The 19440-nt window shown below is 57.0% G+C and carries 15 protein-coding genes and 1 pseudogene; 6 read left to right on the forward strand and 10 right to left on the reverse strand.

What is annotated here, in order from left to right:
* Positions 1-62 precede the first annotated feature (62 nt).
* The 3 genes and pseudogenes from MPZ60_RS19275 to MPZ60_RS19285 all read right to left on the reverse strand — a co-directional run bounded on the left by MPZ60_RS19275 (position 63) and on the right by MPZ60_RS19285 (position 1692).
* The gene (locus tag MPZ60_RS19275) at positions 63-431 is read right to left on the reverse strand and encodes a DUF86 domain-containing protein (RefSeq protein ID WP_052013942.1); all 369 of its coding nucleotides are present in this window, start codon (positions 429-431) and stop codon (positions 63-65) included.
* Positions 424-720, reverse strand: a pseudogene (locus tag MPZ60_RS19280) (nucleotidyltransferase domain-containing protein); the annotation flags it as partial. The gene MPZ60_RS19275 and the pseudogene MPZ60_RS19280, both read right to left, overlap by 8 nt.
* A gap of 93 nt (positions 721-813) precedes the next feature.
* Positions 814-1692: a LysR family transcriptional regulator gene (locus tag MPZ60_RS19285; protein WP_043790707.1), complete on the reverse strand. Its 879-nt coding sequence runs from the start codon at positions 1690-1692 to the stop codon at positions 814-816.
* Positions 1693-1780: 88 nt separating this feature from the next.
* Here MPZ60_RS19285 and MPZ60_RS19290 point away from each other — a divergent pair, with 88 nt between their 5' ends.
* Both MPZ60_RS19290 and MPZ60_RS19295 read left to right on the forward strand, forming a co-directional pair.
* Positions 1781-2581, forward strand: coding sequence for a glutamine amidotransferase (locus MPZ60_RS19290; protein ID WP_229227499.1), 801 nt, complete (start codon positions 1781-1783; stop codon positions 2579-2581).
* Entirely contained in the window at positions 2578-3273 is a 696-nt protein-coding gene (locus MPZ60_RS19295) for an aspartate/glutamate racemase family protein (protein WP_043790706.1), read from the forward strand. The genes MPZ60_RS19290 and MPZ60_RS19295 overlap by 4 nt, the downstream gene beginning before the upstream one ends.
* Positions 3274-3696: 423 nt before the next feature.
* Here MPZ60_RS19295 and MPZ60_RS19300 read toward each other — a convergent pair whose 3' ends face one another.
* Both MPZ60_RS19300 and MPZ60_RS19305 read right to left on the reverse strand, forming a co-directional pair.
* Complete coding sequence (locus MPZ60_RS19300; protein WP_043790742.1) at positions 3697-4104, reverse strand: DUF2000 domain-containing protein; 408 nt, start codon at positions 4102-4104, stop codon at positions 3697-3699.
* 48 nt (positions 4105-4152) lie between these two features.
* Positions 4153-4986, reverse strand: coding sequence for an AraC family transcriptional regulator (locus tag MPZ60_RS19305; RefSeq protein ID WP_229227500.1), 834 nt, complete (start codon positions 4984-4986; stop codon positions 4153-4155).
* A 162-nt stretch (positions 4987-5148) separates the two neighbouring features.
* Here MPZ60_RS19305 and MPZ60_RS19310 point away from each other — a divergent pair, with 162 nt between their 5' ends.
* From MPZ60_RS19310 to MPZ60_RS19320, 3 genes are read left to right on the forward strand one after another with little or no spacing between them, the layout of a single operon-like run.
* Positions 5149-5610, forward strand: a complete 462-nt coding sequence (locus MPZ60_RS19310; RefSeq protein ID WP_043790705.1) for a MaoC family dehydratase — start codon at positions 5149-5151, stop codon at positions 5608-5610.
* A gap of 3 nt (positions 5611-5613) precedes the next feature.
* Positions 5614-6219, forward strand: coding sequence for a TetR/AcrR family transcriptional regulator (locus tag MPZ60_RS19315; protein ID WP_043790703.1), 606 nt, complete (start codon positions 5614-5616; stop codon positions 6217-6219).
* 6 nt (positions 6220-6225) lie between these two features.
* Positions 6226-7446 carry an MFS transporter gene (locus tag MPZ60_RS19320; protein WP_148729810.1) on the forward strand — a complete coding sequence of 407 codons (1221 nt, stop codon included), beginning with the start codon at positions 6226-6228 and terminating at the stop codon, positions 7444-7446.
* 354 nt (positions 7447-7800) lie between these two features.
* Here MPZ60_RS19320 and MPZ60_RS19325 read toward each other — a convergent pair whose 3' ends face one another.
* Both MPZ60_RS19325 and MPZ60_RS19330 read right to left on the reverse strand, forming a co-directional pair.
* Positions 7801-9159 (reverse strand): replication protein, encoded by a 1359-nt coding sequence (locus MPZ60_RS19325; protein ID WP_148729809.1) that lies wholly within the window; start codon positions 9157-9159, stop codon positions 7801-7803.
* A 268-nt stretch (positions 9160-9427) separates the two neighbouring features.
* Positions 9428-9799, reverse strand: coding sequence for a hypothetical protein (locus MPZ60_RS19330; protein WP_043790701.1), 372 nt, complete (start codon positions 9797-9799; stop codon positions 9428-9430).
* A 548-nt stretch (positions 9800-10347) separates the two neighbouring features.
* On the opposite strand from MPZ60_RS19330, the gene MPZ60_RS19335 reads away from it, so the two are divergent.
* Entirely contained in the window at positions 10348-12984 is a 2637-nt protein-coding gene (locus tag MPZ60_RS19335; RefSeq protein WP_187427975.1) for an AAA family ATPase, read from the forward strand.
* A 226-nt stretch (positions 12985-13210) separates the two neighbouring features.
* Here the strand turns inward: MPZ60_RS19335 and MPZ60_RS19340 are convergent, their stop codons facing one another.
* The 3 genes from MPZ60_RS19340 to MPZ60_RS19350 form a co-directional block, all read right to left on the reverse strand.
* The gene (locus MPZ60_RS19340) at positions 13211-14254 is read right to left on the reverse strand and encodes a hypothetical protein (protein ID WP_043790696.1); all 1044 of its coding nucleotides are present in this window, start codon (positions 14252-14254) and stop codon (positions 13211-13213) included.
* Between the two features lie 113 nt (positions 14255-14367).
* Entirely contained in the window at positions 14368-15135 is a 768-nt protein-coding gene (locus MPZ60_RS19345; protein ID WP_043790695.1) for a hypothetical protein, read from the reverse strand.
* 452 nt (positions 15136-15587) lie between these two features.
* Positions 15588-18890: a DEAD/DEAH box helicase gene (locus tag MPZ60_RS19350; protein WP_043790693.1), complete on the reverse strand. Its 3303-nt coding sequence runs from the start codon at positions 18888-18890 to the stop codon at positions 15588-15590.
* Positions 18891-19440: the final 550 nt, after the last annotated feature.

Consider the following 19440-nt stretch of genomic DNA (forward strand, 5'->3'; position numbering starts at 1 on the left):
CCGAAAAACCCTACACATAGATGAATAGTGTTGATTTCCACGCAGAACTGACCCGCCGGGGTCTAGTGGGTCACTTCTGGATGGAAATCAACAATCGGTAGCTGTAGAGCTTGGTAGTCGTGCACGGCAATGTTTCTAAAGCCAACCATCTTCTGCAAACGCTCAGCAAGTGCCGTTTCAATCCAACGTGCCTGAGCCAGCAAAGTGAATACATCCCTCGAACTTTGAGGAATGCCCAGGCGCTCTCGTCGAATTAAGTGCTGCCCCATGTCTAACGCAGCCTCGCAGGCCCGTTGAACATTCAAGATGGCCGCGTCTTGACGGGTGTGATCAGATGCAAATGTCGCAGGCGACTTGTCGTACTCTTCCCGCGCGCGCATGACGCAGCGCTCTATGGTCGCAGCCTTGTTGATCAACACATCATCAACCATACACAGTCCCCGTCTTCTGAATGTCATCTAGCAGCCCTGCCCGCGCTTCGTCCAATGCGGTCTTCTGGCTCAGGATAAAGGTTTCGTAGAGAGCCGCCTGCTCATCTCTGGCCCACAGTCGCTGCCCTGTTGTCACTATCCGGTACTGCATGACCGTCGAGGCAGATCGCAGATCCAGCAAGTCAACATGACAACCCACAATGCCAGCCAATCGACTACTGAGACCCCAAAGGGCCTCTGCCGCCAGTGACTCGTCAGACATCAACGCAACATCCAAATCACTCTCAGGGCCTGCATCACCACTCCAGGGTAGGCAGTCAACGGGTGCGGGCCGTCGTCAGTCGGCCAGAAGCAGTCACTCAAGCCTCAAGGAAGCTGAAGGTCAAATGCTTGAACGCTCTATGGCCAGCATTTGCCTCAACGCTTCGGTGGAGGCTGATTTCTGCTGCGGCAACCAGACCAGATGCGTGGTTACTTCGGCATAGCGCCTGGGGAGTGCTAGCGCTTGCAGCGATGGTTCTGCATGAACGGCCTTCAAGATGGACCGAGGCATGATGCCAATACCAGTGCCAGCGGCAATGCAGGCCACGATGGCGTGGTAGGACGCCATCTCCATAATTCGGTGGGGAGCAACTCCGGTACTGGCAAACCATTCTTCCAGGATTCGCCGGTACGAACAGCCTGTCGAGAACGCAATCACCGTGCAGCGTGACAGCTGTTTCGGATCCAGCACATCCTTTGCGGAGCGTGCAGCGATAAGCACCAGTTCTTCATCAAATGCCTCCTGGGTGGCCAGTTCTGGTGCATTGAAAGGCTCTGAGATCAGTGCAGCATCCACTTCATATCGCTGAACCATGTCTAGCAACCGGGATGTGGAGCCGGTCACCAGCTCAATGAGTACACCCGGGTAACGCTCATGAAAGCGGGACAGCACAGGCGGCAGTCGCGCTGCGGCCGTGCTCTCCAGTGTGCCCAGTCGCAGCGTGCCCTGCGGCGCCCGCATCAACATCGCGGACTCAGCCTCAGACGACAACCGCAAAATCCGCTCGGCGTAGCCGCGTAGCACCTCGCCTTCGGCAGAGAGCTTGAGCCGGTTGCCATGCCGCAAAAAGAGTTGCACACCCAGACGATCCTCCAGATTGCGAATGCGCGTGGTGACATTGGACTGCACACGGTTCATTTGTTTGGCAGCCTGGGTGACGCTACCGGTGTCCACCACGGACTTGAAGAACACCAGCGACTCCAGATCAATCTTTCTCATTTTGAGATTTTTTCATCATCAGAATTCAGTATTCATGATGATATTAAATCTCTAAAGTCTGAGTCCTTGCCACCTTTTTCCATTCCTCGTGGACTTTCAATCTTTGCTGCTGATTCAGGCTGGCACGCCGCCGGATGACATTCGAGCTATCGCAGGGGATCTTCCCCAGTGGTTTCTGGCCGCTATCGGCTGTGAGTCCGAGACCATCGACATCGTGAAGGTCTATGAAGGGGCGCCGCTACCCAAGCCAGGGCAGCACCGTGCAGCGATCATCACCGGGTCGTGGTCCATGGTGACTGATCAACTCCCATGGAGTGAAGCAACCGCGATGTGGATACGGTATGCCGTGACGCAGGGGATGCCACTGATGGGTGTTTGCTACGGGCACCAGCTCATGGCTCATGCGTTAGGTGGAACGGTGGATTACCACCCTGACGGCAGAGAGATGGGAAGTCTGGAAATTGAACTGCACGCAGAGGCAGCGCTGGACCCGTGGCTGACCGGATCCCCGCCCCGCTTTCATGCCCAACTTACGCATCTTCAAACCATCCTGCACTTGCCCGCAGGCGCCATAGCGTTGGCACGCTCGGCCCACGACCCCCATCAGATAGTTCGCTACAGCCCCACGGCAGTGTCGATGCAATTTCACCCAGAGTTCACGCCCGAAGTCATGGCTGCATGCATCAATGCGCGGGCACCAGTACTGAGAAGTGAAGGGCTGGATCCAACAGCCATGCTGCAAAGCGTTCGCCCGACACCAACGCCGTTAGCGCTGCTCAAGCGTTTCATCGAATCCTATATGCCCCCCGTTTCCGGGGAGCCTGCAACCGTCTTGCCCAATTTGCTGATGGTCGGCCACCCCAAATTACCTCAAGGAACACTGAAATGAAGAAACTCGGCCTCATTGGTGGCATTGGCCCTGAATCCACCGTGGCGTATTACCGCAAGATCATCCACGGCGTTCAGACACAGGCAGGCAAGGAAAATCTGCCGCGCTTGTCCATTGAAAGTCTCAACGCTTTCACGGTATTCAAGCTCTGCCGCTCACGCGAATTTGATCAGCTTGGAGAGTACGTGCTCAGTGCTATCCGCAGCCTGGCCGCGGGTGGTGCGGACATGGTGGCATTGACAGGCAATACGCCCAACATCGTCATGGACCGTATCCTCCCGGCATCACCAATTCCCATCGTGAGTGCAATTGATGCAACCTGCAACGCAGCACAGCGGCGAGGAGCACGAAAGGTTGGTTTACTGGGGACTGTATTCACCATGACGAATACTTTCTTCAAGACACCTTTTGAAGGCAGGGGCATAGAAGTCATCGTACCCAGCGAGCCGCAGATCGCGCGCATCCAAGCGAAAATTGAAGCGGAGCTTGAACACGGCATTGTCAAAGAGGACACCCGTCAGGAGTTCATCGCCATCATTCAGGATTTGCAACAGCGCGAAGGTATCGACCACGTAGCACTCGCTTGCACCGAGCTGCCGCTGATCCTGAGTGACGCCAACAGCCCTGTTCCTTGCCTTGATACCGTTGAGATCCACGTCGAGGCTTTGGTCCAGGCCGTGGTATCGAGCTGAGCCAATGCTGGGCGCTCTTGAGTGGCTGCTCTGGGTCGAGCGCTGGCGGACACGAAGGACTGCTGATGGGTACCCTCGGTGTATCGCGCTGCCCCATCAAGTCTGCCATCCGGCGACAGACCGCTCATACCGCCAGAAGCAGTCCCTTGCGGGAACATCTCTAAAGACTGCTACTGGCCGGGATCTCCAGCTCGTCCTTGCACCAGATAGCTGACGTGCTGGTGAAATGGCAGTCTCGGCCAGAAGCGGATACTACCGTCACGCTAAAGAAGCTCGCGCGAGGTCCGTTGACTTCGCTCTTTGCAAAGTGCTCCTTCCGTCGAGGGAAACTAGGCATCGCAACAGCAATGAGCAACATTGCCGCCGCCAAGCGGTATCTAGTATCCAGTCGCAGGCGATTGCTCCGAAAGAGCATCCTTAGATTTAGCCGTGCAAAGACAGCCCCTTGATGGCCTTGTCCACGGCCTTCTTTGGCCCTCGTAATGCCAGGCCGACCAAGTCTAGGTTGTCGGCATCCTCTTCCATGAACACACGACGGTTTGCTTCATCATGCCCGGTAGAAAACATCGCGTGAACATAGGGGATGATGGTGAGTTCACGCTCCAGTCCTTTGCGATGCGCTGCCTGTAATGCACCGACATCGCCCTCAAACACCATCATGGGCTGTCCCAGCATGTTTCCGTAGCGGCGGCCTTTGGCATCGACATACGGCTCACCCATGACTTCGGAGGCCGCTGCGGCAATGCCACTGGAGAGGAATGCGACCACATTGAGGCGCTGCCAGACAGCGAGGTCGTTTCGGACAATAAGAGCTACTTTGGTATCAAACATCAACACAGATCCAAGTGGAAAATGCCGATGTTCCGAAAATGTGCGGCCTCAGGATAGAACGTTTGTGCACTGGCGTTGATAGGCCGCTGGAGACATACGATAGGCACGTTGAAACCAGCGTCCTAAATGGCTTTGATCAGAAAAGCCGAGCTGCGTCGCAATCTGCGCGGGCCTTTCACCCGCCGCTAGCATGGCACGCGCTGACCGCAGGCGAAGATTCACCAGATAAGAATGGGGCGATTGCCCGTAGGCGAGCTTGAACTGGCGCGCCAGACGGAAACGATCCACACCCGCGTGGTCAGCAAGTTCTTCCAACCCCAGGTTTTCTCCCAAACGGGCATGCATATGCTCTGTCACCCGCGCCATACGCACCTTGCTTTCGTTGGCCTCCCTCACCGTGTGCATGTGGCCTGACAGCACATCGAGCAGTTGGTCTAAGGCTTGGTCACGGGCAAGTCTGCCTTCTGATCCGTGTATTGCACCAAACGCTTGCAAGATCGCGGCCTGCAATTGCGGATCCCCCTCCAGCGTGTTTTTGAAAGCTGGCTCAATCCCCTCGAGCCCCTTCAACCCCCGCTTTTGCAACAGCGTGCCGATGCATTCAGTAGGCAGGTACAGCATGGCGTAGGTGAAGCCTGCCTTGTCTGGAGCGTGGCCATCGTGCACAGCCCCCGGTTCAATCAACATGGCATTGCCTGGCACGCTGGTGTGGACAGACCGGTTGCATCGAAACCGCTGTACCCCTTGCTGGGTGACTCCGACCAAAAGTTCATCGTGGGTATGGGCATCGTAGGCATGTCCACGAAAGTGGGCGTGGATGCTTTCAATACCGGTCTCCGCGTCGCGCCGCACTTCGATCCAGTCATTGGCTTTGTTAGTCATGGCTCTCCTTGTGGGGACGGCAGCTCAACCTGCATTCGCCATACATCTACCCTGTGCGGACAGTGGCGCATTAGGGAAGACGCTGGGTTGAATAAATAAGATAATGATCGTAATCTAATTGGCAAAGCCACTTATGGCCGCATCACTTTAGGAGGGCGACATATGACGACAGACCAATCCGCCAAGCCGCTGTACTTGGAAGACTTGAGCGTGGGCGACGTATTTGTGAGCGCTGAGCACGCGCTAAATGCCCAGCAGATTGTCGAGTTTGCAAGCCAGTTCGATCCGCAGCCCTTTCACCTTGACGCGCAAGCTGCCAAAGACTCCTTCTTCCAAGGTTTGGCGGCAAGTGGCTGGCACACGGTCGCCATCACCATGCGGTTGCTGGTTCAAAGCCTGCCGTTAGCCAAGGGCGTGATCGGTGCAGGAGCAGAGCTGAGCTGGTCGCAGCCCACCAGGCCGGGCGATGTGCTGCATGTGACCAGCACCATCAAAGACATTGTGATTTCCCGCTCCAAGCCTGACCGAGCCATTGTGGTGGTGGAAAGCATTACCGCCAACCAGCACGGTGCATCTTTGCAAAAGCTGGTCAGCAAGGTGGTTGCATTCAAGAGGGGGTCGTAGACCATGGGACGTTCTACGCAAGAAAAAGCCTTGGAGAACCGTGCAAAGATCGTGGACAACGCCAATGTGCTGTTTCGCCAGCACGGTGTCGCCAACGTCTCTGTGTCGGACATCATGGGGGCATGTGGTATGACCGTCGGCGGTTTCTACAAGCACTTCGAGTCCAAAGATGCGTTGGTCGCCGAAGTTTGTGGTCTCGCATTCACGCAGGCGCTCAGCACATGGGACAAGGTCTATAAGAGCGCAGACGCTGGCGCCAAGGTCCGCAACCTGGAGCTGGTGCGCCGCTACATCAACAACCGCAATCCAGAGCATCGCTGCCCGATCCTGGCGTTCGCACCGCACGCAACAGTCGACACGAGCGCTACAGCCCCCATTCAGGCATATCAAACAGGCATCCATGAACTCTTCGACAAGTTCATGGAAGGCGCGGGGCATCAAAACAGCGATGCGCAAGCCTCAACCGCATTAAACGACACCATGGTGCTCTTTGCTGCCATGGTGGGGGCCCGGGTGCTCAATCAGGCCGTAGGCAATGCAGATTGGGTCAGAGACCTTGAAGACGCGGTGATCGCAGCCGCAGCCTCACAGAACAACGAACGCGCGTAAATCTCCATGAAAAACACTCCCAGTGCGCAGCTTTCGCTGGTACAAATTCTCTTGTGCGGCGGCTTCGTCGTGACACTTTCCATGGGCATACGCCATGGTTTTGGCCTGTGGCTCCAGCCGATCACGCAGGAGCACGGATGGACGCGTGAGACCTTTGCGTTCGCTATTGCGGTGCAAAACATCGCTTGGGGCGTGATCGGTGTTTTCGCGGGCATCGCCGCAGATCGTTTTGGATCCATGCGTGTACTTTTCGTGGGCAGTGTCTTGTATGCCCTGGGTCTGGCGGGAATGGCCTGGGCGCCCACTCCCGCGTTGTTCGCGCTGACCACAGGCGTGCTGATTGGCGCAGCCCAGGCGGGGACGACCTACGCCGTCATCTTTGGGGTCATCGGCCGTCAGGTCGATCCCAGCAAGCGCTCATGGGCAATGGGCATGGCTGCCGCCGCAGGCTCATTCGGCCAGTTTCTGATGGTGCCCATTGAAGGCTTTCTGATATCCAGCATTGGCTGGCAGCAAGCGCTGTTCGTGCTGGCGGTCTTGGCGCTCTTGATCATCCCCTTGGCATTTGGTCTTCGTGAGCCGGGCTTTGAATGCCGCACGGCGCAAAAGACCCAGACTTTGGGCCAAGCGATGCAGGAGGCGCTCTCCTATCCCAGCTTCTTGCTGCTGACAGCAGGATACTTCGTCTGCGGCTTCCAGGTCGTGTTCATCGGCGTGCACATGCCAGCCTACCTCAAAGACCACGGTCTGGCCCCGCACGTTGCAAGCTCCGCACTGGCTTTGATCGGGCTGTTCAACATCGTGGGCACCTACGTTGCCGGTACATTGGGGCAACGGCTGGCCAAGCGAAAAATCTTGGCCTTCATTTACTTAGCACGCGCCATCATAATTTCGGTCTTCTTGATAGCGCCCATATCGCCGATGTCGGTTTACCTGTTCTCTGCGTTGATGGGACTACTCTGGCTATCGACCGTACCCGTGACCAACGCGACTGTCGCACAGATTTTCGGTGTCGCACACTTGTCCATGCTGAGTGGGTTTGTCTTCTTCAGCCATCAGGTGGGATCGTTCCTCGGGGTGTGGCTAGGAGGCTTGCTCTATGATCGCACCGGCAGCTATGACATAGTCTGGTACATCTCCATCGCGCTGGGGATCCTTGCCGCAGTGCTGAACTTGCCAGTGCGTGAGGCACCCATCTTGAGAAGTCCCTCGGCACGAGCCACATGAAGCTCGCAGATGTCCGCGCCTGTCCATGCCCTGCGATAGCGGACATCTAGTAGTCCCATGGTGGATGCCGATGGCCAGCGTCGGCTACTCATCTGAAAGCCGTCGCAGGGCCAGCTCGCGCCTTGGTGAGCGGATGACTACTATGTGGATATGACCGGACGCTCACGAGGAGACCATGGGTGACACAACCGCTGCACAGCAGACATTTGCAGGCCCCGCTCCGAGGACCGCAATGGGTCGATTACCCTACGGGCTACCCAGGCGGAGCAGTGGATGTCTTCAATCTTGCGCCTTTGCTCCTCCTGCGGCTTCGCCACTGCATACATACGGACGGACTTTTCCGGTCCGTAGACATCAAGCACAGGCCTTGCGCGCTGCATCTGCACTCGGGTAGCCAACCACTGTGGCGATTTCAGCCCAGCTTTTACCTTGAGCTCTCGCCAGGCGAGCAGAGATGCGCTTCTGTTCATGCGAGGCAAGCCAGGCATCTCGCGTCGCGGCTCCAGCGGCTTCACGCTTGACCCGCGCACGTACGGCATCGCGCCGTGCCGCTTCAGTGCGACTGATGATGGTTTGCAGTTGGCGCTCCTCATCTGGAGTGATGCTAAAGCGTTGGATGAGGGTGTCATTGCGCCAGCGGTAGCGCGGGTCTACCTGCATGCCTTGGTACTCGACCTTCTGACCTTCGGCAAGCATCTTCATACGAACCATTACAGCAGATGCCGATGCGTTAACCGCACTCAACGGCCAATGAGGAGCGAACTCTCGGCCAAGTGCTCGTAGTTCATCATAGAAACGTGGGACGTTTGGTAATGCCTGCGCCAATAAACATGCACCGACAAACACAGCGAGATCGCGGGACCCGTCAGGGGCACCGTGGGTCCACGCTCGAAGTTTGGCCAATGTGCGTATGTCTGTCAGTCGATCCCAGGCAAGCTGAGCACCCACGAAGGGTAGTAGGCAGCTCGCGCTTGCCGTATCAATCGCGGTCAAATGGCCTCTTGTGCGTGTTGCAGGACGTCGGTCTGACTGCTTAGCTCGCCGGGCCTCACGTACCGCCTGCAATTGCTCGCGCGTCAATGGCAGCAGCCGATCTGCAATCACATCGAAATCCAGACGGATGTCCGTGTTGTGAACAACTCGTACGATCTCGCCGCTTCGACTGTTGACAGTATGGACGAGACGCAGCACGCGCGATGCATCCACCGCATTTGTATCTGCACCCAAAGGCGCCAAGCGCCGACAAAGCTCACGCTGAACCAATGACCACCGCGGCAGCGCCCTAGCTGGCAGAGGACTGCTTAGTAGCCACTTGGCTTGCAGACCGCGACCGGAATACACCACGATAGAAGGCTCAGGGATGCTGTTCTGCTCACACAAGGTAAGAAGTTTTTTGAGCTGCTCATCTGGGCTCAAGCCTGCCAGTCCTGGAACCTTGTAAGTGTCAAGATCAATGAACAGGAGGCCTACGCGCATGAAGTGCACAAGGCGACGCGTGGGGGCCCAGAACTCTGCCTGGCTGATCCAAGTGTCGTTGCTTGGGTCACATTCGGCAAGGACGAAACCCATCGACGCGACCGGATAACTGCGCTGCTGTTTTGCTCCATCGGCCGACGCTTTAAGTATTGAAAAGTAAGCTGTCAGGCTGTCGGAGCTAAGGTAATGAGCTGGCTCGACAAGCGACGAGATCGTCGCGAGGGCTGAAGATGACAAGGCACGCTCCAAAGGGCGTGCCGCATGCAGCTATAAAAAAGTGTCCTCAGATTACGGTGTATGTCCTCGCGCTGCGCACGGCGCGGGATTGCAAGGAATGAACACCCCCTTTCGGGGGCGCTTCGTATTTCGGGTGTGGACCCGCTTCACTTATGTATATGTCACGGACAGTCCGATGCCACGAACCTGTGACACGACATCAGCCTTCAGGCCACCCTCGCCGGCCATCACAGGCAAGGGTGCACCGCGATTTCAGGCTGTACATCCTTCAGACTGGGATGCTACTGTCAGCCCCGCAATGTGCGGCCAACTCCTCCAGAGCCTGCGCACCGCCAGCAATGTGATTCTGTATGCCAGATTTGACTTCGCTATCCCAATAGAGCACGGTCAAGCAGTCTCGAACGATGGCTCTATCGAAGCCTCGAAATGCGTTGACTTCGAACTGAAAGCGGTCGGAGTCCCACAAGCTCAGTAGAAAGCCAGCGACTCCTTTAGCTTGGCTGGAAAAACCTGACGCTTGCTCAAAGAGACGCTGCAAAGCTTCCTGGCTTTGAGCCCGCTCTTCAGACGACATCGGCCGCATCTCTTCAATCAGCGCACTATGCTCAGTCGGGCTAAGTTCGGAACGGTTTTCGATCATGGTTCTCCTTGAAGTGGTACACAGCGTCACATTGACAGAACCACTGTACAGAAACACATGATCAAAATGCAATACCTGTGAAACGCATTGGCACAAAATTTATGTGAAGACAGTTGGGATCTGCGCGCTTTCACAGTTCCAGACTACTTACAGATCGTGATGGCTGTAGCCTGATGACAGGCTGCGGGGCAGGTCTTGCTTAACCTGCTTTCTGCTCAGTGTTGACCAATATGCTGAATCTGACTGCAAACAGAAAACACCCCATTGTGAGTATTCAGTCTTCAATCGATAAAGACTGCTATGCAGCGGTTGCGGTCATCGGCGATTAGTCGTTAAGTTCACGCTGCCCGACATAAAGCAGTCGCTAGCGCAGTTGATAGGCTGCTGATGCAATGGCGCCGCGAGCATTTGACTTTGAAGGCTGAGGCCGACGACCTCGCGCCGGTGGCGTTGTGAAGCGGTTCATCTCGCTGCGACAGGTCAAGCCGAGCTTGGCTTACATATGGCAATATCTCCTAAAGATGCGAAGAGCGTCAGGGAGCTTGAGGATGCAAATCATCCAGGACATTGGCGGTTGGCTCGCACAGCAGCCACCGTGGCTTAGCGACTGTGCCCGCAGGCTGCTTCAGCAGGGGACGTTGGGCTTAGGCGACAAGGAAGACTTGGTTGCACTGGTCAAGGTGCACCATGGCTTCAAAGACCCGAAAGGCCGCCAACCCGCGCCGCTCGACCCAGCACAGATTCCGGCCGCAGCGCAAGAAGGTCTCGACGTCAGCCTTCGTGCGCTAAGAGACCCGCAAAGTCTCAACGCCATTGACCCCCAGCAGAGCCTCACCTTCGTGGCGGATGGGCTCACCGTTGTCTATGGTTATAACGGCGTCGGAAAGTCCGGCTACGCGCGAGCGCTCAAGAAAGCATGTCGAGCCCGGAACGTTGAGGACATTCTTCCCAACGTGTACGTGCAGGGTCAAGGGGACGCTGCGGCGAGCGCAACTATCGACTGGCTGGAAGGCAGCGAGGAAAAATCCGACGGCTGGGCGGCGAACAAGGCGTCGCCGCCGGCGCTGTCTCAAATCTCCGTGTTCGATGCGCATTGCGCCAGGGTGTTCGTCGATAGCCAAGCCAAGGTGCTGTTCGTCCCAGGCGGCCTTGAGGTGATGCATGGCCTGGCCGAGGCGATGAAGACCACCCAAGACCAGCTCGAGCTGGAGCGGGCGGCAGGCCGCTTTGACCTCAACCAGCTGGCAACCTTGGTTGGGGAACACGTGGTGGGCCGTGAGATTTCCAAGCTCGGTCGGCAGAGCAAGCCCCAGGAATTTGAGGCGTTGGCAAAGCTCTCGGAGCAAGAGGCGCTTGACCTGGCGGCCCTGCGCAAGCTGTTCAGCGACCAGGACCCAGCCAAGCAGGCCGCCAGTATCCGGCGCTTGCTCACGCGCATGTCCACGCTGACACGCGAGCTCACCGAACGCACGGCCCCTCTGCAGGACGATGCCATCGAACAGCTGAGGCAGGCTTTTGTCGCGTTGGTCGCAGCCGAGGCTGCCTCGAAGTTGGCCGCCGAGAAATTGCAGGCGGACGGAGCACAAGTCGCAGGCACCGGCTCGGAGCCCTGGGAAGTACTGCTACGCAGTGCGATGGACTTTGTGGCCAAAGCAGCGTACCCAGGCAGTCCGTTTCCTGGGCCGGAAGACGGTGCCCACTGCGTGCTCTGTCAGCAGCCACTGAGTGACGAGGCTGCTGCGCGGCTGAAGTCTTTCGTCGAGTTCCTTGAGAACGACGCTCAACGGAAGTTCAAAGAACAGCGCGAGACGGCTGGGCGGCTGTACAAGGCCATCAAGACGCTGAACTTCGAAACCTTCCCATCGGACACATCGCTGCTAGACGAGCTCGCTGAGTCGCAGCCCAACCTAGTGGCTGCGGTAAAAGCATTCGCACAGGCGCTGCAGGCCCGGAAGGCCCGGGTAGAGGCGATGGCGCCTGAGCGCAAGCTTGACCCGCTTGAAGCGCTGCCGGAGGCGCCGTTCGCCGCCATAGAGGCGTGGGTCAAGGCGAGAGTCACAGAGGCGAACACGCTCGAGAAGGCGATGACCCCCGAGGAGCGCGCGGCCAAGCTCAAGCTACTCGCTGATTTGGACGCTAGGGAGCGGCTCGGCCCATTGCTGCCAAAGGTCTCCGAGGCCATCGTGTGGCACAGGCGTGAACATGCATTTGGTGAGGCCATTAAGAGCTGCGGAACCACCGCGGTGACGCGCAAGACGACCGAGCTCTACGACGCCCACGTCACCGAAGAGCTGAGGACTGCGTTTGCGAAGGAGTTGGAGGCGTTAGGCATCCGTGGCCAGCCCGTCACGTTGGAGATGACTGGTCAAAAGGGCGCTCGGGTGCAGCAGCTCAAGCTCGGAACCATGCCTCGTTTCGCGAAAGCCAAGTTGTCTGCCATCCTCAGCGAGGGCGAGCAACGCGTCGTGGCCCTGGCCCTCTTCCTCGCAGAGATTGGCATTGAACCGGGGCGCTCGGGCCTCATCTTCGACGATCCGGTCTCGTCTCTCGACCACATGCGGCGTGAGCGAATTGCCAGGCGGTTGGTGCTCGAAGCAAAGAAGCGCCAGGTCATCGTCTTCACGCATGACCTTGCCTTCGCGCTGGCGCTCACCGATTTTGCCGAGGACCAGGGCGTGAAGTTCGCGCACCGCCACTTGGCAGCGACGACGAAGCGCAAGGGCTTGTCTTCAGACGATTTGCCGTTCGAAGGCAAGAAGCTCAAGAACCGCGTCGGCGACCTTCGTGCAATGGCGACAAACGCCAAGAACCTCCTGGAGACGGATGGAAATGTCGAGGGCTACAACGACTTGGTCCGCAACGGCTATCGTCGGTTGCGCGACACCTGGGAGCAGTTGGTCGAGGACGTGCTTCTGCAGAGCACGGTCCGACGCTATCGGGTCTCTGTGGAGACAACGCGGCTGAAGTCAGTGTCGGTGGACGACACCGATGCCAGCGCCGTCTACAACGGGATGACGCGCTGCTCGAAGTTCACCCATGAAGGCGGCGCAGAAGCGCCCCCGGTGCTGCCTGACCCGGCCGAATTCGCCGCGGACGTCGAGGAGCTTGCCGCCTATGCCAAGACGGTGGAAGACCGAGCGAAAGCGACCGAGGCGCGGCGCAAGCTGGCAGGCCTTGGGGCCTAGTACTTCTCGAACGCCGGGTACTCGTCGGAGTATTCATCAACGTGAACTCAGGGTTTTGGAGTTGTTCTGCGTGCCGCTCTCAAACCCAGAAAGCCCATTTTTGGTTGTACATGAGCCAAGCGTGCGCGTCTACTAACTCCTTAACGTAAGCGTCGCGCTGCAGCTATTGGTACTCCGCTGCGATCGTGTACTAATTCTGCTCTTGACTCGAAAGGGGCGACTAGCCCTACCGTCGCTCCTCGGGAAGCGCGCGCAATTTTTCCACGATGTCGGCGATGTGCTTCGGGTACTCGCCATTGAAGTACTCGAACATCAGCGGATTTGCAGCAAAGAAGTGCGATGACAACTCGACCCACTCCTTCGTAGTGATCGCGCCGTTCAGCTTGAAGACCTTTTTGGACATCGGCTTCACGTGCCGCGTGTCCTTGTATGTCATGTTGAAGTCGCTGTCGCGGCGCGCAAAGTACTCCGCCGAGGTCAGATATTGAATGGCGCCGTCAAAATGTCTGAACACGCCTTTTGCCAGATCGAATTCAGCATGCAGGTAGCGAGCCGGATGATGCGGGATGCCTTGGATTGAGAGCAAGACAGATTCATCCTTAAGCTCCAAAGCTTGGAAAGTCTTGATGTCACCGGATTGCGCCCATTTGATGTCGACACAGTAGGCGCTCGCAAAAAACATCTCCACGCGAACTTGGCTCAAGTCGCTCGGTGGCCTGAGTTTCATGTTTCCAAGCGCGATCGACGCAATGTCGTCATTGAACGGTGGTCCGTACCAAGTGTCGAATTCACCATACCCCATCCCATCTAGGTCAACACGCACCCTGTCTTCGTCGAGCGCCACTGACTTATCAAGACCCGGCGATTTCAAAGACCAGAAGAGGTCAATGAACCGCGGTGCCCAGTTTGCCTGCGGGTGCATCTGCCGGCGGAAGCTGGGATGCGCCATGGCGATGAAGTCCGGGCTTTCGAGACAGCCTTCGGAACGCCCTGGACGGAGAACTCCAGCGAGCTCAGTCCAGCTATAGAGCCCATCCCGTCCATTGGGTTGAACGTCCAGCAGCGAGCGCAATACCCCAGGTGCAGACGCTGTCACGCCAAGAGGCGGCGAATAGTTGAAGGCTGCGTCTGAGAGCTGAACACCGCGCGTAGCAGCATAAGCCTTAAATTCCTGGATTCGCTTCGATGCGGAATGCAGTTCCTCCTGCTCTATCTCCCGCATATGCACTTGGTGCTGGGCAAGCATCTCTTGGTAGTCGCTCTCTGCCATGCACACTCCTCAGTCTCTAGCAATTATCGCCAGGCCGAGGCCGTAGCGTTCAGTTGAACGTAAAGGCCTTCTCGCCCACGGTGATGACCGTCTTCATCCCACCGGAGATCATTTCAGCCACGAGGTTTCGGCATCCGCACCGTGGCTGGAATCAGGCAGGCGTAGACGTCGACACCGCCATAAAAACACAGTCGGTAGGCGATGAGCCCATGTTCGTCGATAGGAAATCGCTGGTAGTAAAACACCTCGGGATTGCCGCCGGTTCGAGGCATTGAATCCGCCTCATACCGGTAACGTGCCTCGATGAGCTTTTGCCACGTTTGGGTGTGCCCCGGTTCGTACTTAATGAATCCTGGAATCAGCCGCACTTCCCCTTCGAAGCGGTGGCCGAATTCATGAAAGTAGAGTCCGCGCAGCACGTGTTCGAAGCATCTGTACAGCCTCGTAAAGTCCGGCGTGCCCCAGATCACATCTATGAAAAGGTTGCCTTCGAGCACCAGTCGCTCGATGCGTTTGGGCTTAAGCACCGTGCTATTGAGCACCCTGTACGAACTGCGTCGAAGGGCCCGGTCTACCTTGCCAGTCCAGTGCCGGTAGCCGATAGAGTTGTTGCCGACGATGCCGGCCAGGTTCATCATCAGGAACTCGTCGTCGCAGGACTTGGTGGCGTTGTGGGCGGCACAGGACGGAACTGTGATCAGTTCCTTGCGCAGGTTCAGACCCCCAATGTCCTTCGATTCGGGGAACAGGCATCTGGGCGGGACATGCTCACGTGAGACCGCCAGAGCGGAACACATGTAGCAAGTTTCCTCGAGCTGCCGATCATTCGCCATGGTGGCGAAATTATCCTGCAGCGATCGCAGTGCTTCAACCCGCTCCATGGCCCCTCTTGTTAATTTCCATTTGGAGTGACATGAGTCCCCGGTAGCTTTGCCTCCCGGTTTGAATATTCGCCTTATCTCGAGAAGATGTGCTGGTCCAAGTCAGCTTTTCACTTCTGTAGCCCCTCGACCGGAAAATTCGACCGGCAGCAGCCAGCCTGGTCCTGCGACGCAGCTTCGCAGCGATTACGGTCAGCCGGTCCTTTGTCCTCAACGTTCGTTCTGCGCCATGTTGCAGACGTTCAGAACTCCGCGATATCGGTCGACTGCTTGCAGAAGGCGCGGTCGTAGCTAGACTGACCGGCACGGAAGCTGTCTTCACATCCCCGGCAATCGCGACGTGAAGTTTCTCCTTGAGGACTTCCGGGACTCTATGAAGACCATCACCGGCTATGGGTTTAAGCACCTTCTGCGCATCTGACGGGTATCGACTCGGCATGATGCCGTCGCTATCAGCTTGAAATCACTACCAGGGGATGGTTTGTGACGGTACGGAGAAAGAGGCTGGTAGCGCCAAGAATGGCAAGGTGGTCATTTTCGATGCCCGCCTTGGACAGCCCCGGTTGAACAATACCGACGCGAAAGACAACGTACTTGCGTCGCGACGCTTTTCTCAGCACAACGAGCCTGTCCAGACTTCCGCGAACAAAGCGCGTCGGGCGACCCGCGCGATGCTTGGTCTCACGCTCTGTGAGATGAGAAACCAAATTGGGGAAATTCCATGTCCACTTTGTCGATTTTTGCGCTTGGCCGCAGACTTCGTAGAGGTCTTTCACGCGGTTTCCAGGCGCAGCTCCAGAGGAATACTTGCAGTGCCATAAAGTCACAGTGATGGTCTGCTCTCCATCTTCAATAGCTACGATGTCCGCGCTTTCCCCTGCATCGTCGTCATCAATGATGAAAGCCGAAGGCCCTTGCTCCAGGTGCTCAATAAATTTTTGTTGAATCGAGCGGGGGCGCAGCGCGCCATCTTTCCAGCGGCTTTCCTGATTTTGGAGCGTGTCGGCCCACGCCAGCGGAGCGATCAGGTCTTGGTCATAAACCTCCGCTAGTTCTTCACGCGGTTTCAGCAGTATTTCGCCCGAGAGTTGCGAGCCATCCGCAAGTCGTACGAGAGGAGGGTTGGTCGTGAAGAAGTCAACCGCCAGATCAGTCTTATTGAATGCCTCGATGCTTACATCAGCTCCTTCGACCCGCGCAATCGAATAAAACAGTCCCTGAGCCTGTCCCTCAGGAATAAGCGTCATTTTGAACACGGTCTCGACTTCACTGCCAGCCCTCAGCTTGAACGCGAACTCGTTACCCGCTGGAGTCCATTCGACAATATCTAGCTGGCACTCATGAAAACTGTATCTTTTCTCCGCGTGCACGACGGTGATCTTGAAACTCGCAGACTCGAAGAGCTGGTCAGGCCAATCGATCATCATTGCGTGCTGGTCGGGGAGCAGGCCACCTTTGCGGAGCTCTGGAACCAGCGTGTGCTTGAGGAAGTCGTTGGGTTCGATGTTCGCGTTCGATAGCTTGACCCCCAGGTCTCGGCACCAATCCCTCCAACCGGCCAGAGAGTCCGTCTGAAGGGACCAGATTTTCCCCTTTCGTGAGCACCCAATGCTCACCCTCTTACCATCTTCGTAGCCAACGCCCATGACGTTCGACTTCATCTTGTCCTGCTGCAGCACGGGATCGATGGCGTCACGTACATCGAGGCCAGCAAACATTTGGTATCTGACGTTTCGGCTCAGGCCCTTTAAGCCCACACTATGCAGCGTCATTCGACGCAGATTGCCGAAAGCCCTGAACACGTCCTCATCGCGAACCGGTTGCGGATCAGTCGAAAGACTTTTCGCCAGCTTCCACGCGAAATACTTGCGAGAGCTGTTTATGAAAAGAAGTGCTTTGTCCTCGTCATAGAAGGCGATGAAGAGTTCCCAAGTATCGATGACTATGTCACGGGAGTCCGTCCAGTCAACCTTGTCTTTCTGATTGACAATGAAGACCAGCATCTTGTCTTGCGGACTGAAGATCGGCTGATGAATGACTTGGCTCGGCCGAAAAGCATTTGCATAGCCAGTGTGGTCGAAGTCCGTCACGTGAAACACTTCCGTGCTCAGCTTCGGGTTCAACGTGAGCGTAGATATCTCCAGTTCCGTCGAAACCTCCTCCAGTGGCTGAAGGTTTTCCACAAGCTCCGACAGCCTTGCCTGCGGGTCGATTGCGTCATAACTCAAGTCCGACAGCAGGTTGTTCCAATCAGCATCTTCTTGATAGAGGCTTTCAAGGGCTTCAGGTACACCGTCTTCAGCAGTATTTGCAACGAAACTTGCGTCCCCGACATTGTCGGCAGCACGAGCGAAGCGACCAATAAACTGCAGCGTGATGCCCAGGCTCTTGTGGACAGAGTGCAGCGCTGCCACTTTGAGTTGCGGCAAATCAAACCCTTCACCGAACATATCCACGCAGATCACGATCCTGTGCTTACCGCTTCGGATATTCCGAAGAACCTGTTCGCGACTTTTCGTGTGGCTGTGGACGAGTACCGGGTTTAGGTCCGGAAATTCTGCGCTGTAGATGTTGTCAAACAGGGCCTTAGCTTGATCAATCGTGTTGGCTCTCGCCAGCAGCATGTGGTCTAAACCGCTTGCCAGATCGGCCCTCAGTCTCTCTACGGCTTTCTCGGCGATCCGCAGATCGGCCACAGAGCTGTCCGGCTCAAAGACTTGAAGGAACTGGATCGGCTTGAAGAACTCGTTCTCCTGGGCAAGCTGAAGTGGATAGTTGTAGATGATCTTCCCGTTCAAAGCCTTGCCGTCTTCCCGAAATGGCGTCGCGGTGAACAACAGCATTCGAGCATGAGCGCAATAACTTGAGAACCTGTTCCAGGTCGTCGCTTGCGCATGGTGCGCCTCATCGAAGAAGACTTCGCTGAAGAGTACCGCAAACGCTTTTTGCTCATTCTCATCGCCTCGGCTGATGGATGCCATCGTGGTCACCACAATGTTGCAGCTTCGGAGTGCGTCGAACTGGGCCGCAGTGGGCTTTCCTGTCAGCACGCCCACGACCGGATTGAGCACGTTTGTGACGATGCCCAATTTCCTCAGGAGCCCGTACTCCCTGAACTTATCTGCCGTCTGCTGCCGCAGCGCGTCTGTGGGCACTATGACCAAGATCCGATCACCGCGCGATTCGACAGTGATGGCCAGCATGACCTCCGTCTTCCCCGTCCCTGTGGGCATAACAATGATGGCCGGGTCTTTGCTCAAACTCCAGTGCGCCGCTATCGCGTGGAGCGCGCCGATTTGAGGTGCGCGCAAGCCAGGCCTGGCGGCGTGTCCCTCAACTGCAACAAGCTCGGAGACGTAGTTGATCCCGCCTCGCCATGAGGCATGTGCCTCAGCCCTTAGCCGGTTGCCTTCAGTCAAGCTGTCTTCAACTTCCCGGAAGCGCGCGTTCGAGATTTCAAGTATTCCGTCTATAACCTCACCATCAGTCCCACGTAGCACCCCGGCGGGAGCCAGATCGGTGAAGTCAAATCCATTGACCATCAAATCGATGGCGTAGACAGCGCCGTTTTCAGTGGTCGCCTTCAGGCGTTTGAAATTCGGGCCTCGGGATCGATGGGCAACTACGGTGGCCGGATAAACCTCGCTCGAACGCCCGATGCATGAGGCGTCGACTACGCCGTCCCGGTTCTGGAAGGCATACCTTGTCGGTAGGCGCAGGCGCGTTGCCGCAGCGAAATCCGCTTCTGTGACCATTCCTCTGACTCCGTTCTGTTTTCACGCATCGTACTCATAGCGAGCACAACTCATCAAGTTTAGGCAAGGTCCTGCACTGCCTGCTGCTAGACGGGGTGTACCGGTGCGGCGCCGATGGCGCAGCCACCTTCATCAAGGCGACTGCGTCCACCGGCGAAAAGTTGCACGCGCTGCTGCAGACCGTCATCGCCCGGTTCATGAAGATGCTCACGAGCCGGGGCGTGCTGGTTGACGAGATAGGGCAGACCTGACTGGCCGAGCCGGATTCCGACGGCGAGTAGGACGGTTCAGCGACAAGTTTTGGGCGAAGCGGACGTTCGCCATGCGAAGCCTGTACTTCCGAGATCAGCCTCAACCTGCCGTTCACGGCCATGCAATGGACGACAGCAATCGGTCGACTAACAACGCCGCATCCGTTAACGGACTGTCCTAAACCGGACGCGCAAGGCCCAGCCCCGAAGGCCAGCTTTGCGGTGCTGCGCTCACAGATAGCAAGGCCCAATTTCGGCCAGAAGCACCATTTGCAATCGTGGCTGTGTCAGTTGCTGTT

The sequence above is a fragment of the Comamonas sp. 7D-2 genome (assembly GCF_022749555.1).
In the GTDB taxonomy this organism is placed as follows: domain Bacteria; phylum Pseudomonadota; class Gammaproteobacteria; order Burkholderiales; family Burkholderiaceae_C; genus Comamonas; species Comamonas thiooxydans.

Bases quoted from the DNA above. Each gene is read 5' to 3' on its own strand.
- MPZ60_RS19275 (WP_052013942.1), bottom strand. From the start codon at position 431: ATGGTTGATGATGTGTTGATCAACAAGGCTGCGACCATAGAGCGCTGC.
- MPZ60_RS19285 (WP_043790707.1), bottom strand. From the start codon at position 1,692: ATGAGAAAGATTGATCTGGAGTCGCTGGTGTTCTTCAAGTCCGTGGTG.
- MPZ60_RS19295 (WP_043790706.1), top strand. From the start codon at position 2,578: ATGAAGAAACTCGGCCTCATTGGTGGCATTGGCCCTGAATCCACCGTG.
- MPZ60_RS19300 (WP_043790742.1), bottom strand. From the start codon at position 4,104: ATGTTTGATACCAAAGTAGCTCTTATTGTCCGAAACGACCTCGCTGTC.
- MPZ60_RS19305 (WP_229227500.1), bottom strand. From the start codon at position 4,986: ATGACTAACAAAGCCAATGACTGGATCGAAGTGCGGCGCGACGCGGAG.
- MPZ60_RS19310 (WP_043790705.1), top strand. From the start codon at position 5,149: ATGACGACAGACCAATCCGCCAAGCCGCTGTACTTGGAAGACTTGAGC.
- MPZ60_RS19315 (WP_043790703.1), top strand. From the start codon at position 5,614: ATGGGACGTTCTACGCAAGAAAAAGCCTTGGAGAACCGTGCAAAGATC.
- MPZ60_RS19320 (WP_148729810.1), top strand. From the start codon at position 6,226: ATGAAAAACACTCCCAGTGCGCAGCTTTCGCTGGTACAAATTCTCTTG.
- MPZ60_RS19330 (WP_043790701.1), bottom strand. From the start codon at position 9,799: ATGATCGAAAACCGTTCCGAACTTAGCCCGACTGAGCATAGTGCGCTG.
- MPZ60_RS19335 (WP_187427975.1), top strand. From the start codon at position 10,348: ATGCAAATCATCCAGGACATTGGCGGTTGGCTCGCACAGCAGCCACCG.
- MPZ60_RS19340 (WP_043790696.1), bottom strand. From the start codon at position 14,254: ATGGCAGAGAGCGACTACCAAGAGATGCTTGCCCAGCACCAAGTGCAT.
- MPZ60_RS19345 (WP_043790695.1), bottom strand. From the start codon at position 15,135: ATGGAGCGGGTTGAAGCACTGCGATCGCTGCAGGATAATTTCGCCACC.
- MPZ60_RS19350 (WP_043790693.1), bottom strand. From the start codon at position 18,890: ATGGTCACAGAAGCGGATTTCGCTGCGGCAACGCGCCTGCGCCTACCG.